This is a genomic window from Candidatus Eremiobacterota bacterium, from assembly GCA_031082125.1.
Lineage (GTDB): Bacteria > Vulcanimicrobiota > CADAWZ01 > CADAWZ01 > Ess09-12 > Ess09-12.
In genome coordinates, this window is record JAVHLM010000021.1 from 29,776 (window position 1) to 42,932 (window position 13,157).

At 56.6% G+C, this 13,157-nt stretch carries 13 protein-coding genes; 9 read left to right on the plus strand and 4 right to left on the minus strand.

Translation table 11 applies throughout. The features are described 5' to 3' along the window. Positions 1–46: 46 nt before the first annotated feature. Positions 47–856 (plus strand): hypothetical protein, encoded by an 810-nt coding sequence (locus tag RDV48_20760; GenBank protein MDQ7825244.1) that lies wholly within the window; start codon positions 47–49, stop codon positions 854–856. A 65-nt stretch (positions 857–921) separates the two neighbouring features. Here RDV48_20760 and RDV48_20765 read toward each other — a convergent pair whose 3' ends face one another. Next, the gene (locus tag RDV48_20765; GenBank protein ID MDQ7825245.1) at positions 922–1,722 is read right to left on the minus strand and encodes a YkgJ family cysteine cluster protein; all 801 of its coding nucleotides are present in this window, start codon (positions 1,720–1,722) and stop codon (positions 922–924) included. 263 nt (positions 1,723–1,985) lie between these two features. Here RDV48_20765 and RDV48_20770 point away from each other — a divergent pair, with 263 nt between their 5' ends. Next, the gene (locus RDV48_20770) at positions 1,986–2,492 is read left to right on the plus strand and encodes a GNAT family N-acetyltransferase (protein ID MDQ7825246.1); all 507 of its coding nucleotides are present in this window, start codon (positions 1,986–1,988) and stop codon (positions 2,490–2,492) included. An 11-nt stretch (positions 2,493–2,503) separates the two neighbouring features. On the opposite strand, the gene RDV48_20775 is transcribed toward RDV48_20770, so the two are convergent. After that, the gene (locus RDV48_20775) at positions 2,504–3,268 is read right to left on the minus strand and encodes a PilZ domain-containing protein (protein ID MDQ7825247.1); all 765 of its coding nucleotides are present in this window, start codon (positions 3,266–3,268) and stop codon (positions 2,504–2,506) included. Positions 3,269–3,450: 182 nt separating this feature from the next. On the opposite strand from RDV48_20775, the gene RDV48_20780 reads away from it, so the two are divergent. From RDV48_20780 to RDV48_20800, 5 genes are all read left to right on the plus strand, one after another. Next, on the plus strand, positions 3,451–3,990 hold the full coding sequence (locus tag RDV48_20780; protein ID MDQ7825248.1) for an ankyrin repeat domain-containing protein: 540 nt from the start codon (positions 3,451–3,453) through the stop codon (positions 3,988–3,990). Next, positions 3,987–4,985: an SGNH/GDSL hydrolase family protein gene (locus RDV48_20785; GenBank protein ID MDQ7825249.1), complete on the plus strand. Its 999-nt coding sequence runs from the start codon at positions 3,987–3,989 to the stop codon at positions 4,983–4,985. Before RDV48_20780 ends, RDV48_20785 begins: the two co-directional genes overlap by 4 nt. Before the next feature lie 136 nt (positions 4,986–5,121). Continuing rightward, positions 5,122–7,491: an ATP-dependent Clp protease ATP-binding subunit gene (locus tag RDV48_20790; protein MDQ7825250.1), complete on the plus strand. Its 2,370-nt coding sequence runs from the start codon at positions 5,122–5,124 to the stop codon at positions 7,489–7,491. Beyond that, a complete protein-coding gene (locus RDV48_20795) occupies positions 7,488–8,108 on the plus strand; it encodes a hypothetical protein (protein ID MDQ7825251.1) in 621 nt (206 codons plus the stop codon). Before RDV48_20790 ends, RDV48_20795 begins: the two co-directional genes overlap by 4 nt. A gap of 28 nt (positions 8,109–8,136) precedes the next feature. Then, complete coding sequence (locus RDV48_20800; protein ID MDQ7825252.1) at positions 8,137–8,382, plus strand: hypothetical protein; 246 nt, start codon at positions 8,137–8,139, stop codon at positions 8,380–8,382. An 11-nt stretch (positions 8,383–8,393) separates the two neighbouring features. On the opposite strand, the gene RDV48_20805 is transcribed toward RDV48_20800, so the two are convergent. Continuing rightward, on the minus strand, positions 8,394–9,863 hold the full coding sequence (locus RDV48_20805; protein ID MDQ7825253.1) for a protein kinase: 1,470 nt from the start codon (positions 9,861–9,863) through the stop codon (positions 8,394–8,396). Positions 9,864–10,386: 523 nt separating this feature from the next. Here RDV48_20805 and RDV48_20810 point away from each other — a divergent pair. Then, positions 10,387–11,358 (plus strand): HAMP domain-containing sensor histidine kinase, encoded by a 972-nt coding sequence (locus RDV48_20810; GenBank protein MDQ7825254.1) that lies wholly within the window; start codon positions 10,387–10,389, stop codon positions 11,356–11,358. Next, entirely contained in the window at positions 11,333–12,826 is a 1,494-nt protein-coding gene (locus RDV48_20815; GenBank protein MDQ7825255.1) for an ATP-binding protein, read from the plus strand. The genes RDV48_20810 and RDV48_20815 overlap by 26 nt, the downstream gene beginning before the upstream one ends. Here the strand turns inward: RDV48_20815 and RDV48_20820 are convergent. After that, positions 12,750–13,157 carry a response regulator gene (locus tag RDV48_20820; GenBank protein MDQ7825256.1) on the minus strand — a complete coding sequence of 136 codons (408 nt, stop codon included), beginning with the start codon at positions 13,155–13,157 and terminating at the stop codon, positions 12,750–12,752. The genes RDV48_20815 and RDV48_20820 overlap by 77 nt on opposite strands.

Consider the following 13,157-nt stretch of genomic DNA (forward strand, 5'->3'; position numbering starts at 1 on the left):
ACCGGCCACCATCCTTGATGGATTCAGATGAAAAGGCAGGTGTACTATGAAGAAGAAGCACAGGGTCTCCCTTTGCGGGCTCTATGGGATTATGATTTTCCTTGTAACCGGCTTCATAGTAATAATCACGACCCATGCAGCAGGCGGTCCCCCCGGGTATTGCGACGATGATCCTCAAAGGATCGAAACCGGAGTTTTTAAGACAAGGGTAGTGCTTTCCCCATCACTGGAGCCTCAAAGGTCCGAACTGGAGAAGGATGTAGTAAATGCGCAGAGGAGAGTAAGAGAATTCGCAAGGGCTCATGGGTGGGAGAACCTTGTAAAAGACAGCTTTTTCGATAAGGTCGAAATCTATGACCTGAAAGATGCCTATAACAGGAGAATCATTGAGCTCTGCAAGGAAGCACCCTCAACAGAGATTCCTGCAAGTTTTTGCGCTGCACTGGAAAGAAGAGTGCTCGTGGTGGTCTCACCGCGGTTATTCAGAGAAGCCAACCCGAAGTTTGTGGAAGATGCCTTCTATCAGAAGGTCATGGCCCACGAGATTGTGCACCGCCTTCATGTGAGGATTGTTGCCGATGAGAATGCCATGGGACCCTTCTGGGTCTTTGAGGGATTTGCCATGTTCGGAGCAGACCAGCTCAAGGACACCATACCGGAGCTCAGCCGCGGAGAGATTCTGGAAATCATGAGGGGCAGAGAGAGAATCGACTACAGGAAGTATAATGCAGTATTTCGCTATTTTGTAAAGAGAGTGCCTCTCCAGCGGCTGATAAGAAAAGCCGGTGACGATAAGTACGTTGAGTGGCTGGAGAAGCTCGTGGAGGATCAGGGCGCTGCTGAAAAGTCCCTGTGAATGGAAAAATGCCTGTCATTTCTGTCGGTTTTCTCTGAAACTTCAGGCGGTGTACTGCGCCCAGGTCAGCAGCTTCCCCTGTTCCTCAGGCACTGCGCCGTTCCCGGCACATAGCGGCGGCAAGCCGCGGGCCGTGCTTCATGAATGCTGCAGAGGTGCTCCCTGCCTTTCCCCTTTTTCAGGAATATGCAGGGTGGCTTTTCACGGCGCCAGAGGGACTGATTGCTCTTCTTCAGCACCATGGCATCCTCGTTCCACGTGAAACAATCGGGCTTCAGGTAAGCAGCTTTCAATTCAGCTTCAATGATATTCAGATTCGTGGCGATGCGATCCATGTCCTCGAGAGAGACCACCACCTCAAACTGCCGGCAGCACCGGCCGCAGCGGGCGCATGTGAGAAGAGCCGCCAGGTCAGGTGTAGAGCTTCCTTGAGAGAGGGAAGGAGCAGGTGGTATTCCGGGGCTCTCCCTTGAGGGACGGTTCTTTCCCTGCGGCCCGCCGATGGCGGCAAGAAGATCTTTAAGACGGGCAGCGCGGGATGCCAGGGGCTCCTTCTCCATGCGCTCCCTTACAAACTTCTGCGATGAGGCAACGGCGGTTATCACGTCTCCCTGGAGTGTCACATAGGCCAGGTCCGCGATGAGCCGTCCGGGTGCCGCGGTGTCATCCATTGAAGGGAAAAGGATCTCTCTGAAGCCGCACAGGACGCTTCTCACAAGCTTCCTCACCTCGTCCCTCACGGGGGGGTAGTCGGCATAATAGAGGAGCACCTCGTCCATCTCGCCTTGATCACCCTGGAAGACCAGGTTCTTTACAGAAAAACTGTATTCATCGAGCTCTATGATTGTGCCGCTGTGTATCTCCACATCGACTCCTTTCTCACCGGCAACCTGCAACTCCTTCCCGGCTGATGGAACCTGCGGCTCCCTCCCGCGGTAGGGAGGATCGGCCGGCTCCGGTGAGAAATCTCTCCCCGGGAGAAGGAAAAGAGGAGCGGTACTCTAATTCATGGTAAAAGGACCCCTTCCCGGCAGGTTGCTCAGGAGTGCCTGCCGCCCGGAGCACTACATATCGAAAAGGCGCTGCACGGAGTCCCGGCACCCCAGGCACTTATGGCGAGGAGGTTACCATGAAGAAAAAAGAAGCACACCCTATAAAGCATATAGAAGTCCGCCCTGCGGAAGAATCAGACAGGACCTGGATGCGGGGGGTTATCAAGGCGAGATGGGGCGAGGAGCGTGTCGTCTGCCACGGATTTGCCTACAGGCCTGCAGAGCTTCCCGCTTTCATCGCCCAGCTGAACGGTGAAAAGACCGGGCTTCTCACCTACCACGTCGATCATGAGTCCGTAGAGGTCATCACCATAGACAGCCTCAAGCCCCGCCTGGGGATCGGCTCCAAGCTCCTGGATGCCGTGAAGGAATACGGAAAAACCATGGGCTGCAAGCGCTACTGGCATGTCACCACCAACGACAACCTTAACACCCTCAGGTTCTACCAGAAGAGAGGATTCGTGCTCTGCGCCCTCCACAGGAATACGATGGACCTCGCGAGAAAGATAAAGCCCATCATTCCCACGATGGGCCGCGACGGCATACCCCTGCGCGATGAGCTCGAGCTTGAATTGGTGCTGTAGGAGCCCTGCCGCTACTCTCTCTGCTCGGTGCAGAGCGCCGTGAGGTAATTCCCGAGAATGTGCTGCTGCTTTTCATTCATTTCAAGGAAGAGCACGCCGTAGATCCATTTTCTTGTGGACTGCACGTAGCGCTCGTGAATGATCCGCCCCTCGGCGGTAAACTGCTCAAGGTTGCCGAGAGGGCCGATGCGGAAGGTGAGAGTCTCTTTCATATGGATGTTCATGTCAGAGGAGATGAGCATTCCCCCAGCGCCCATGTCAATGATGGTCCCGGTAAAGGTCCTGAGGGCAATGGAGATACCGAGGGGCAGGTCGGCAGGGATGCGGATCTTTCTCCGCTTCTGGGGAGAGAGGCCCACCGAGATGCCGTAGAGCGAGAGGAGATCAGCCACCCAGGAGGCCTGGAGGTTCTTCTTTGAATCCTCGTAGTGGAGGCCAGCCAGGTAATCATGGGTCGTGGGCTTTTTCTTGCACCATATCACCTTCATGCGCAGGCCGCTCCCGGCGGTGACGGCTCCGGAAAAAATACCCTTCCCCGGTACGGCTTCGACGAAAATCTTCTGCTCCGGTCTCATTTTCCTGTCCGTATAAATTCTCATTCCGTAGATGCTTGCCTCGACGGCAATGGCGGAGAATTCCTCTCCCAGGTGATCAGTGCACTTTGTTTCCACGGCGCAGCGAATCCTCGGGAAGAAGCGCTTTTCCTTCATGAGCTGCCTGAGGTCCATCGCTCCCTCTCCCTTGATAAAGCTCTTGAATTTGATGAGAAAATCCATGGCCGTTCCTCCCCTTCATGTCCTGGTCTATAATATTCTCGTCTTTTCCCTCTTTCCCTTGCCCGGTAAAATCCGGCAGCGGTCTCTGGTTTTCCTCCTTTCCCTTGATCTCTCAGGCAGAGTATGCTACACTGATTCCGGAAGAATCGCTTCAGTGAAGCCCGTGGTGAGGTGATTTCCGTATGAAGGCAGTGAAGAGGGGAGTGCAGAGATTCTTTATGGTAGTGCTGGCGGCCTGTGTTATTGCCTGCCTGCCTGCTGCCTCTTCAGGCTGCGGTGACGGAGGCCGGAAAGCCGGAGTGAGCGCCCTCTGCGATGCTGCCGGCGAAAACGCTGATGTCGGGAAAGTGAGGGCTCTCCTCAAAAAAAATCCAGGGCTGATCAATGCGAGAGATGAAGATGGATACACGCCTCTTCACCACGCGGCAGCTTACAATCACAAAGAAGCAGCGGAGCTCCTGATAAGTCAGCATGCAGAGATAAACGTGCAGGGCGCGGACGGCCTGACACCGCTGCATTTTGCCGCCGGCAGGGGCTATGCGGGGATAACCGATATTCTTCTCTCAGGGGGGGCAGACCCCGGAATCAAGTCCGCAAAGGGGAAAACTCCAGAAGAGCTGGCAGCCGGCCTGGGCTGCGCTCAGGTCATTGAAGTATTCCGCTCTCATGAAGGAAAGAAGCACTCAGGCTCGAAAGCCCATGGAAACGAGAGCGGGAAATGAGAGCAGAAGAGAGCACCCGCAGGGGAACCTCAAAGATCTTTCTGAAAGTATCCTTTACGGTTCTGGCTTTTCTTGTGATGCTTCTTCTTGCAGAAGCCATTCTCAGCCTCCTCAATTACCACTATTCTCCCATCAGGATCCAGGTGCTCAACAGAACAGACAAGCGGCACCAGCTTGCATTCAAGGAAGTCTTTTATGTGTACGATCCCGGGCTCATCTGGCGCCCCCGCAGGAGCATAGGTCCATTCAACTCACAGGGCTACAGGGGGGAAGAGCTCCCGGAAGAAAAGAAAAGCGGCACTTTAAGGATATTTGCCTTTGGCGACTCCAATACGATCGGCTGGCTCTGGCCTGCTGATGCCCCCAATTACCCCCTGTTCCTGGAGAGGCTTCTCAATGAAGGTCTGAGCGAAAAGAAGTATGTCGTCACCAATGCTGCCGCCCATGGCTACAGCTCTTACCAGGGATTGAAACGGTTCAGGGAGTCCCTGCGATTCAAGCCGGACATTGCGCTGATCTCTTTTGGAGCCAATGATGCCACCGAGCTGGGCATCACTGATGAGGAGTTCTGCAGGAGAGATGTCAGGAAACTGCATATTGACGAGCTGCTTATCAATTATAAGACGGGGCAGCTCGTGCTTTCATTGATGGACAAGCTGCTGGTGAAGAGGGCAAAGCCTGTACCGCGGGTGAGTCTTGAAGATTATGAGAAAAACATCAGGGAAATGATAAGGCTCGCCCGGAAAAGCGGCATTACGCCAATCCTTCTCACACGGCCTTTCAGGCTGCAGGAGAATGAGCAGGACCGGAAATTTCCTTATAATGAAGCGACGCTAAGGATCGGAAAGCAGGATCATGTGCCCGTGCTCGATCTTTTTCTCTATTTCAAGGATAAAAGCAGCTGTTTCATGGACTCAAACCACTACAATGAAGATGGCATGGAGAAGGCCGCGGCGCTCATATCATCGGGTATCAGGCCCTCTCTGAAAAAATGAGGCTCTCAGGTCTCTCTTTTTACAGAGGAGCGCGGCAGATTCGCTTCCTTATCTGTTTTTGTAAAGACCGGCAGCGGTCCCGCAAGAAAGGAAAAGACTGGCGGAAAGGGAAGATTATGGAGGGTGAAGAGAACCGATGAGCGTCCCTTTTGATGAGTTCATGACCAGGGCCCTGGAGCGCGCCCAGGAGAAGTCCCGGGAGGTGCAGAACGGTTATGTGGGCACCGAGCACCTCCTGTGGGGCATTATCGAGGAAAAGGGCGATCTTGCCGCCATTCTGCAGGAGCACAGTGTCAATGTGGAAGAGCTGCTGAAGCACCTTGACACGGCCATGCGCGATTATGAAGGCCTCTCTAAGGAGCAGGGCCCGAGAACGCCAAGAATGCGGAAAGTGCTGGCGGCAGCCCATCAGCTTGCCCTTCAGCTCATGGAGTCCCGCGTCACGGAGAGGCTCATCCTCCAGGCCATTCTTCAGGGCGGTACCGGTACTGCGGTGAGGGTCCTTGACACTTTTTTCCCCAACAGCAGTGATCTCCTCGGTTTTATAGAGGCGCAGTCCCGGAAAAGCCTCAAGCAGAAAGCCCAGTGGCTTGTGCCTGACAAGATGCCCTACCTGGGAGCACCCATCCCCCGCCAGTTTCTGACCCCGGCAGGGATGCCGATAGCTCCTCCCCAGAATGTGGAGATGCCGCTTAAAATGGCGCCGCCGCCTCCCATGAGAGGCGATCCGTACCCAGAGGCCGTGGGCCCCTTCGGCCGCGACCTCTCGGGGCTTGCTGTGGCAAGGAAAATCGGCCCGGTCTTTGGCAGGGACAAGGATATTGAGGCACTCTGCCTCTGCCTGAGAAGGGCCACGAGCAACAACCCCGTCCTTGTGGGGGAGAGCGGCATCGGGAAGACGGCGGTAGCGGAGGGCCTGGCACTCTTTGTCACCAGTGCTGATGCCCCCGATTTCCTCAGGAGCACCAAAATTCTCGAGGTCTCAAGGGGCCGGTTCCTCCAGGCCCTCAGCGCCTCCAAGGAGGCCGAGGGGAAGTTCAAGGACTTCGTGCAGCACTCCACCTATCCCGGCGCCATTCTGGTCCTCGACGGCATCCTGGAGATCCTGGACGAGGAGAGGATCCCCTGGGCAGTGGTGAACTCTCTCAACTACCTTAAGGAGATGATGGAGGAGCGGAAGGTGAGGGTCCTTATCACGACGGGGCCCAGGACCTATGAGAAAAGGATAGCCGCCGACGCCGTATTCTCAAAGCACTGCCAGAGATTTGATCTGAAGGAGCTGTCGCCCGCTGATGCGGAAAAAGCCCTCGCAAGCGCCGGGGCTCACTTCGCCAGGCATCACCAGGTTGCCGTTGCCGAAGCCCTTTACCCCGTGGTGGTGGAGATGGCCGTCGAATATATCAAGGATGGTTTTCTCCCCGGGAAGGTCCTTGACATACTCGACGAGGCCTGCGCCATTGCAGGCCTCAAGAAGGCCTCCAGGGGCGCAGCCGAGCTCGCGGAGGAGGACCTTTTCCATGCCATCTCCAAGCGCTCGGGCCTCCCTTTCGAGAAGGTGAGCCGGAAGGCCGAAAAGTTCAGAACCATGGAAGAGGAGATCCGCAAGAGGATCATAGGCCAGGATGATGCTGTTGCGGTGGTCTGCGACAGGATCAAGCTCTTCATGACGGGGCTCCATGAGGGGGACAGGCCCCTGGGAGTCCTCTTCTTCGCAGGCCCGACAGGTGTGGGAAAAACGGAGCTTGCCCGCGTCATTGCCTCGTATCTCTTCGGAACTGATGATCACTTCTACCGCTTTGATATGTCCGAATACAGCCAGGCCCATGAGGTCTCGCGCCTGGTAGGGGCACCGCCGGGCTACATCGGCTTTGATGAAGAGGGGCAGCTCACCGGCAAGATAAAGCGGGATCCTTATTCGGTGGTGCTCCTTGACGAGATGGAGAAGGCTCACCCCAGGATCTTTGACATCTTTCTCCAGGTGTTCGATGCAGGGAGGCTCACCGACGCCAGGGGGAACACTGCAGATTTCAGGAATGTACTTATCATCATGACCAGCAACCTGGGGTCTGAGCTGTGGGACGAGGGGCGCTCACTGGGCTTCAGGCAGAAGGAGGCCGAAAGCCCCGACAGGAAGGAGAAGCTCATGGAGATCCTGAAGGAGCGCTTCAGCCCAGAGTTCATCAACAGGCTTCATGAGATCGTGCTTTTCAGGGCCATCTCCCGTGACGACATCCGCGCCATCGCCGCCCTTATAATCGGCGAGTGGAAGGAAAAGTCGAAAAGGCTCGGCATCACTCTCGAGGTGAAGGAAAGCCTGCTGGAGCACCTCTGTGATGCCGGCTACAGCGCCAGGTTCGGCGTCAGGAACCTGAAGCGCACCATAGAAAATGAGCTCATCGTGCCTCTCTCCAAGAAGGTGCTGGAAGAGCAGGTCCCCCAGGGGACCCTGGTGAATGCAGACTATAAGGACGGTTGCCTTGTCCTGGAAAGAGAGGGAAGCCAGTGAAGAAAGGAGTCCTCCTCCTGTGTGCCCTGGTGCTTGTAGCTTCTCAGGCCTGCTGCACCGCGCCCGCTCCCGATGCCGGGCTCACCCCGGTGCCGCCATCCTCCTCTGATGCGGTGCCATCGGTGCCCGCACCGACCCGGAAATCCTCCCTTTCAGGCAGTCCCCTGAAATCCCCGCCTCCTTTCGTCACCACTGTCAAGGGAGGCGACACCCTCATTGTGCCGGGAAAGCGCGTGGGGGCCATCGCGCTCGGTGAGCAGATCGACAGGGTGGAGTCCAGGATAGGGAAAGCCGAGATAGTACCCAGGGAGGACTTCCAGATCTATTCCTTCGTGCAGTATCTACTGGACCTGGGAGTCCAGAAAGACTCTGTCATGATAATCCTGGTGATGAACCCGGCCTATGCCACTTCCGAGGGAATAGCCGTCGGCAGGGGCATTACGACCGTCATAAGGGCATACGGGAGAAACTACGAGTATGAGGAGATAAAGAATGCCGACGTGGAGTATCTCATCAGCTACCCTGCCCAGGGCATCTCCTTTTCGGTGTGGAAAGAAAAAGTGGTGAAGATAAAGATTTATAACCAGAAGCTCACCATCAGGCACATGAAGCAATGACGGCGCGCCGGCGCTGAAAGGCCCTCCCATGATCACCAAGAACTATCTTGAGGTGACCTTCTGGACAGGGGTAGCCATCGTGATCATGGTGGCCCTCTCGCCTCTGGTCTATTATGCGGCGGCAAGGAATGAAAAGCATGGCTCCCGCAGGCTCATCTATCTCGCCATAGTTCTTGTCTTTGACATTGGCGCATGCCTGTGGTTCCTTGAGCACCTCCACAGCTCCAACATCACCCTTCCTACCCTCATAAAGTTCTACCTGCAGTGGCATTAACGGGGATGAGGTCACCTGAGCGACTTCATGTGCTCCCTGAGCTCTTTCTCATCGGGGGCGCCGGGAGTGCAGCGCAGGTATTCCTCGTAGCAGCGGAGGGCCTCGGCCAGGTTCTTTTCCTTCTCATACCCAAGGGCGAGATAATAATAGGTGATTCCGTCGGTAGGTTCATACGAGAGGGCTTTCTCAAGGAATTCCCGGCTTTTTCCGGGATCGTTCCTCTTGAGCGAGAGGTAGCCAAGCTCCCTGAGGGCAGGGGCGCATTTGCTGTCGAGCTTGAGGGTCTTGTGAAAGGCCGCCTCGGCCTTTTCAGGCTCGGAGAGCTTTGAGTGCATCAGGCCCACGGCGTACTGGGCCATGATGTCGTCCTTGTAGTCCTGGAGCGCCAGCTCATATTCATTGAGGGCCTCACGGTATCTGGAATGCTCCTGGAAGTGCTGGCCTCTCAGGTAGTGGCCCCTCGCGCGCCTGTGCTCCTGGCTCTCCCTGTAGTGGGAGTAAAGCTTCACCGAGTCCACCGCGAGGGCGATTCCCAGGATGAAAAGAAGGATAAAGAGGACGGCTACTTTCTCCCTCTGGGCCGCAGGATTCTCGAGGAAGCGCGCGGTGAGGGGGGAGGTCAGAAATTTCCTGGTGAGGGCGTTGTTCCAGAGGATCCCTTCATCCTGCTGGAGGGCCTCCTTCATCTCGGCCGCCGATTCAAAGCGGCGCTCCTTCTTGTATTCAAGGGCCCGCATGATGATGCGGTCGATCCTGGGCGAAAGCGATGAGTTGAGGGTTCTCGGCGCCGGGAAGGAGAAGGGCGCCTCCTCCTGGGGATCGCGGTTGGTGCAGAGGAAATGGAGGGTGGCGCCCAGGGAGTAGATGTCGGAGCGGGCGTCTGTGGTGCCCTTGCCCCTGTACTGCTCGGGCGGCGAGAAGCCCACGGAGCCCATCTTGAAAGTGTCGGTGGACTTGCAGGGATCAAAGAACCGGGCGATGCCGAAGTCGATGAGCTTGATCTGGCCGTTCTCCCGGACCATGATGTTTGACGGCTTCAGGTCGCGGTAAATGATGGGGTGCGGTGACTGGCTGTGGAGGTACTGCAGCACGTCGCAGATCTGTGCCGCCCATGAGGTCACTTCCGCTTCCCTGAGAGGAGTGCCGGCTTCCTCAATCTTTTCGGCGAGGTTTTTCCCCTCCACATGCTCCATGACCATGAAGTATTTGTCGTTTTCCTGGAAAAAGTGGGAGATATGGGGGAGGTTGGGGTGGTTGAGGGTGGCCAGGATCTTCACTTCCGTCTTGAACTGCTCTATGATCTGCTCCCTGAGAAAGCCCGGGGCGAAGCGGAGGCTCATCTCCTTGAGGGCCCATACCTTTCCCGCAAGCTCATTATCCTCGCAGAGGTACACGGCGCCCATCCCTCCCCGCCCGAGGAGGCGTATGATTCTATACCTGTTGTTGACCAAGGTCCCCTCGCTCAGAAGGCCGTCCATCATTTTCCTGCCATTATGCTCTGGAGTATAAGAGTTCGGCCCCGCTGCGGGCCTCCCTATGTATATTTCGCACCGGGGAAGGAAGGTCCTCTCCCGGGGAGGGAGTAGTTCTTCAGTAGTAGTCCTTCCTGATAACGCCCTGGAGTCCCCTGAAAAAATTAGCCCTTAAAGCCGATTGTATCCATGGGGGAGAAGAGCTATAATCATAGTAGAAAAGGTTCCAGCGGAGTGGGCAGAAAGTAGCAGCAGACCAAGCAGACCAGAACCAGCAGAAGTGCCCAGACGTAGCAGCAGACGCAGCATAAACGAACCAGGAGAGGTAGCAGACGCAGCAGTAAAAGCAGCAATCAGGTAACAGTAAACAAGCGTGTTCACTCCTAAGGTATAAGTCGTAGAAGGTTGGACCCCCCACCCCCCCCTTCTGCGGCTTCTTCTTTTACGCCCCGGGGAGTATAATTTTTTTTCAGGCCGCTGAACTCCGGCCTGGCCGGGAATAATCCTCATGGGAGGAGGCCCCTCGAAGGCCATGAAAAAACTTGATAAAAAAGGCTGGCTCCATAAACACATAATCCTTCTCGGCATTGTGTTCGCGGCCCTTTACTGGCTTCTCCAGTCAGCGATGAAGGCCTTTATCCTGTACGAGGACAGCTTTGCCCGGGAGCTCTGCCCGTCCTCCACGGAAGAGCTGTGGCTGAGAACCCTGGTGGTCACCCTTCTTTTGATGTTTGCCACCTTTGTGCAGGTCATCATCACGAGGCTCAACAGGGCCGAGGAGGCCCTGAGGCGCGCCCGCGAGGACTTTGTGGCCATCCTGACCCATGACCTCAAGGGCCCCCTCTCGTCAATAATGGCTTACACGCAGCTCATCATCAGCCCCAAGGCCGGCGGGATCTCCGCCGAGAAGATCTCCTTTGCCCGTTCAGTCCTCTTCTCGAGCGAGGAGATGATGGGCATGATACAGAACATGGCCAATGTCTCAAGGATTGAAGGCGGATTCGCCGTGGAGCTTCACCGCGAGCCATTCCCCCTGAAAGCCCTCATTGACGAGATGGAGAAAAACTACGAGCCTCTTGCCGAGCAGTCAGGCCTTTCCCTGGAGTTCCTCTGCCCCGGCGACGTCGTCGTGGACGGCGACAGGGTGAAGCTGCGCCAGGTCTTTCATAACCTTCTCTCCAACGCCCTGCGCTATACCCCGCGGGGCGGGCAGATCTCCGTGAAGGTCTCGGCGGATAACGGGAGGGCCGACGTTGAGGTAGGCGACACAGGAAAAGGCATCCCCCGGCGAGAACAGAAAGGGATATTCAACAAGTACTCGCAGGTAAAAGGGGACAGGCGCAGCACAGGACTGGGACTTTTTATCGTGAAGTCCTTCCTGGAGAGCCATGGCGCGGAGATAACCCTTGAAAGCGATGAGGGCAGGGGCACGAAATTCTTTTTCAGCCTCCCCATGGCCTGTGGAGAAGGAGGGCGCGATGGACCAGAGCGCAATGGACAATGAGGAGAAAAGCCTCCTTGATGCCGTCTTTTCCTCCATGGGAGACGGCGTCTATTATACCGACGGAGAGCGCCGCATCCTCAGGTGGAACCGCGCCGCCGAGGAGCTCTCGGGATACCACGAGGATGAGGTCCTCGGGCGTCCCTGCAGCGAGATCCTGAACCACACCAGCAAGTGCGGCAAAGAGCTCTGCACCGAGGGCTGCCCCCTTGTGAAGGTCATGGAAGGCGATACCAGCGTCTTTGTCGAGGAGGTGTGGCTCAGGAGAAAGGATGGGAAGCGCGTGCCCGTCGAGGTGAACTGCACAACGGTGAGGGATGAGGGGGGAAACCTGCTGGGGATGGTGGAGATCTTCCGCGACAGGACAAAGCAGTGGGACCTGGCGCGCCTGCGCGAGGAGTTTCTTGCCGCCATGACCCATGACCTCAAGAGCCCCATGAGCGCCATCATAGGCTTTACCGATCTGCTGGCCGACCCGCGCCTCGGCGAGATCCCCGAGGCGAAAATGGAATTCGTCAGAATGATCCAGCACTCGAGCACCATGGTCCTCGCCATGATAAGCAATATCCTGGACAGCGCCCGCATAGAGGCGGGGCAGATGCTCTATGCCTTTGACACCTTCCTGCTGAACGAAGTGCTTGACGAGCTGGGCAAGGTCTTCATGCCCCTTACCTCAAAGGGGGGTATTGCCTTTGATTTTCAGTGCCCTCCCTCAACATGGGTCTATGCCGATTATGGAAAAATTCTGCAGGTCTTCCACAACCTGATAAGCAATGCCCTCCGTTACACCTCTGAAGGGGGGAGGATCAGCATTGACGTGACCGATAGAGGGGATAACGTAGGCGTGGCGGTGGCCGACACGGGGAAAGGCATCGCCCGGGAGTTCCATGACAGGATCTTCCAGAAGTACGGGCAGGCGAAGGGCGAGCGCCGCGGGAGCGGCCTCGGCCTCTTTATCGTGAAAAACATCCTGGAGGGCCACGGTTCAGTGATTACCCTTGAAAGCGATACGGGCATGGGGACCCGGTTCCTCTTCAGCCTGAAGAAGGGCTCGCCTCCCCCCGAGGTGCCGTCCCGCCAGGGGAGCCTCATGCTGGTGGGCTCAGAGTCGGGGAGCATCCGCCTTGTCAGGCTCTTGCTGCAGAAAGAGGGCCACGAGGTGGAGGTCTTCACGCGGGGCGCAGAGGCTCTTGCACGCCTGGAAAAGCGCCTGTGCGACGTCATCCTGCTCCACAGGCCCCTCTCGGATATGCGGGAGGAGGACTTTGCCTACCAGGTGAAGAGCAGACCGATGCTTGGCGACATTCCTATTATACTGCTCTCGGCCCTGAGGCTCAAGGAATGGGAGGGCCGCTTTGACCTCATAGTCCCTCTCCCCGTCACCAAGCAGATTCTCAGGAAGGCTCTGGCGGGGCTGCTAGACACTCGCCGCTGCAGAGAAGCATCTTCACCGTCTCAGCAAACTCCGTGATTTGAAAGGGCTTGGGAAGGAACATGTCGGCCCCTGCGGCGAGGGCCTTCTCCCTGATATTCGCGTCGGTGATGGAAGAGGTGACCAGCACCGGGATATCCCGGTAAAGATCGTTGAATTTCACGAGCCTCGACACTGCGAGGCCCGAGAGGGAAGGGAGAATAATGTCCAGGATCAGGAGGTCCGGTTTTTCCTGCTGGACCTTCTGGTAAATCTCGAGGCCGTCGCCGAAAAAGAGAATCTCCTGGTCCTCACCGGACTTCAGGGCCGCCTTCAGCAGCACGACCTGGAGAGGATTGTCTTCTGCCACGTAGATTTTTTTCTTTGCCAT

Excerpts from the sequence above, each read along its gene's own strand:
- RDV48_20760 (MDQ7825244.1), top strand. The coding sequence starts at position 47 with ATGAAGAAGAAGCACAGGGTCTCCCTTTGCGGGCTCTATGGGATTATG.
- RDV48_20770 (MDQ7825246.1), top strand. The coding sequence starts at position 1,986 with ATGAAGAAAAAAGAAGCACACCCTATAAAGCATATAGAAGTCCGCCCT.
- RDV48_20775 (MDQ7825247.1), bottom strand. The coding sequence starts at position 3,268 with ATGGATTTTCTCATCAAATTCAAGAGCTTTATCAAGGGAGAGGGAGCG.
- RDV48_20780 (MDQ7825248.1), top strand. The coding sequence starts at position 3,451 with ATGAAGGCAGTGAAGAGGGGAGTGCAGAGATTCTTTATGGTAGTGCTG.
- RDV48_20785 (MDQ7825249.1), top strand. The coding sequence starts at position 3,987 with ATGAGAGCAGAAGAGAGCACCCGCAGGGGAACCTCAAAGATCTTTCTG.
- RDV48_20790 (MDQ7825250.1), top strand. The coding sequence starts at position 5,122 with ATGAGCGTCCCTTTTGATGAGTTCATGACCAGGGCCCTGGAGCGCGCC.
- RDV48_20800 (MDQ7825252.1), top strand. The coding sequence starts at position 8,137 with ATGATCACCAAGAACTATCTTGAGGTGACCTTCTGGACAGGGGTAGCC.
- RDV48_20805 (MDQ7825253.1), bottom strand. The coding sequence starts at position 9,863 with ATGATGGACGGCCTTCTGAGCGAGGGGACCTTGGTCAACAACAGGTAT.
- RDV48_20810 (MDQ7825254.1), top strand. The coding sequence starts at position 10,387 with ATGAAAAAACTTGATAAAAAAGGCTGGCTCCATAAACACATAATCCTT.
- RDV48_20815 (MDQ7825255.1), top strand. The coding sequence starts at position 11,333 with ATGGACCAGAGCGCAATGGACAATGAGGAGAAAAGCCTCCTTGATGCC.
- RDV48_20820 (MDQ7825256.1), bottom strand. The coding sequence starts at position 13,157 with ATGGCAAAGAAAAAAATCTACGTGGCAGAAGACAATCCTCTCCAGGTC.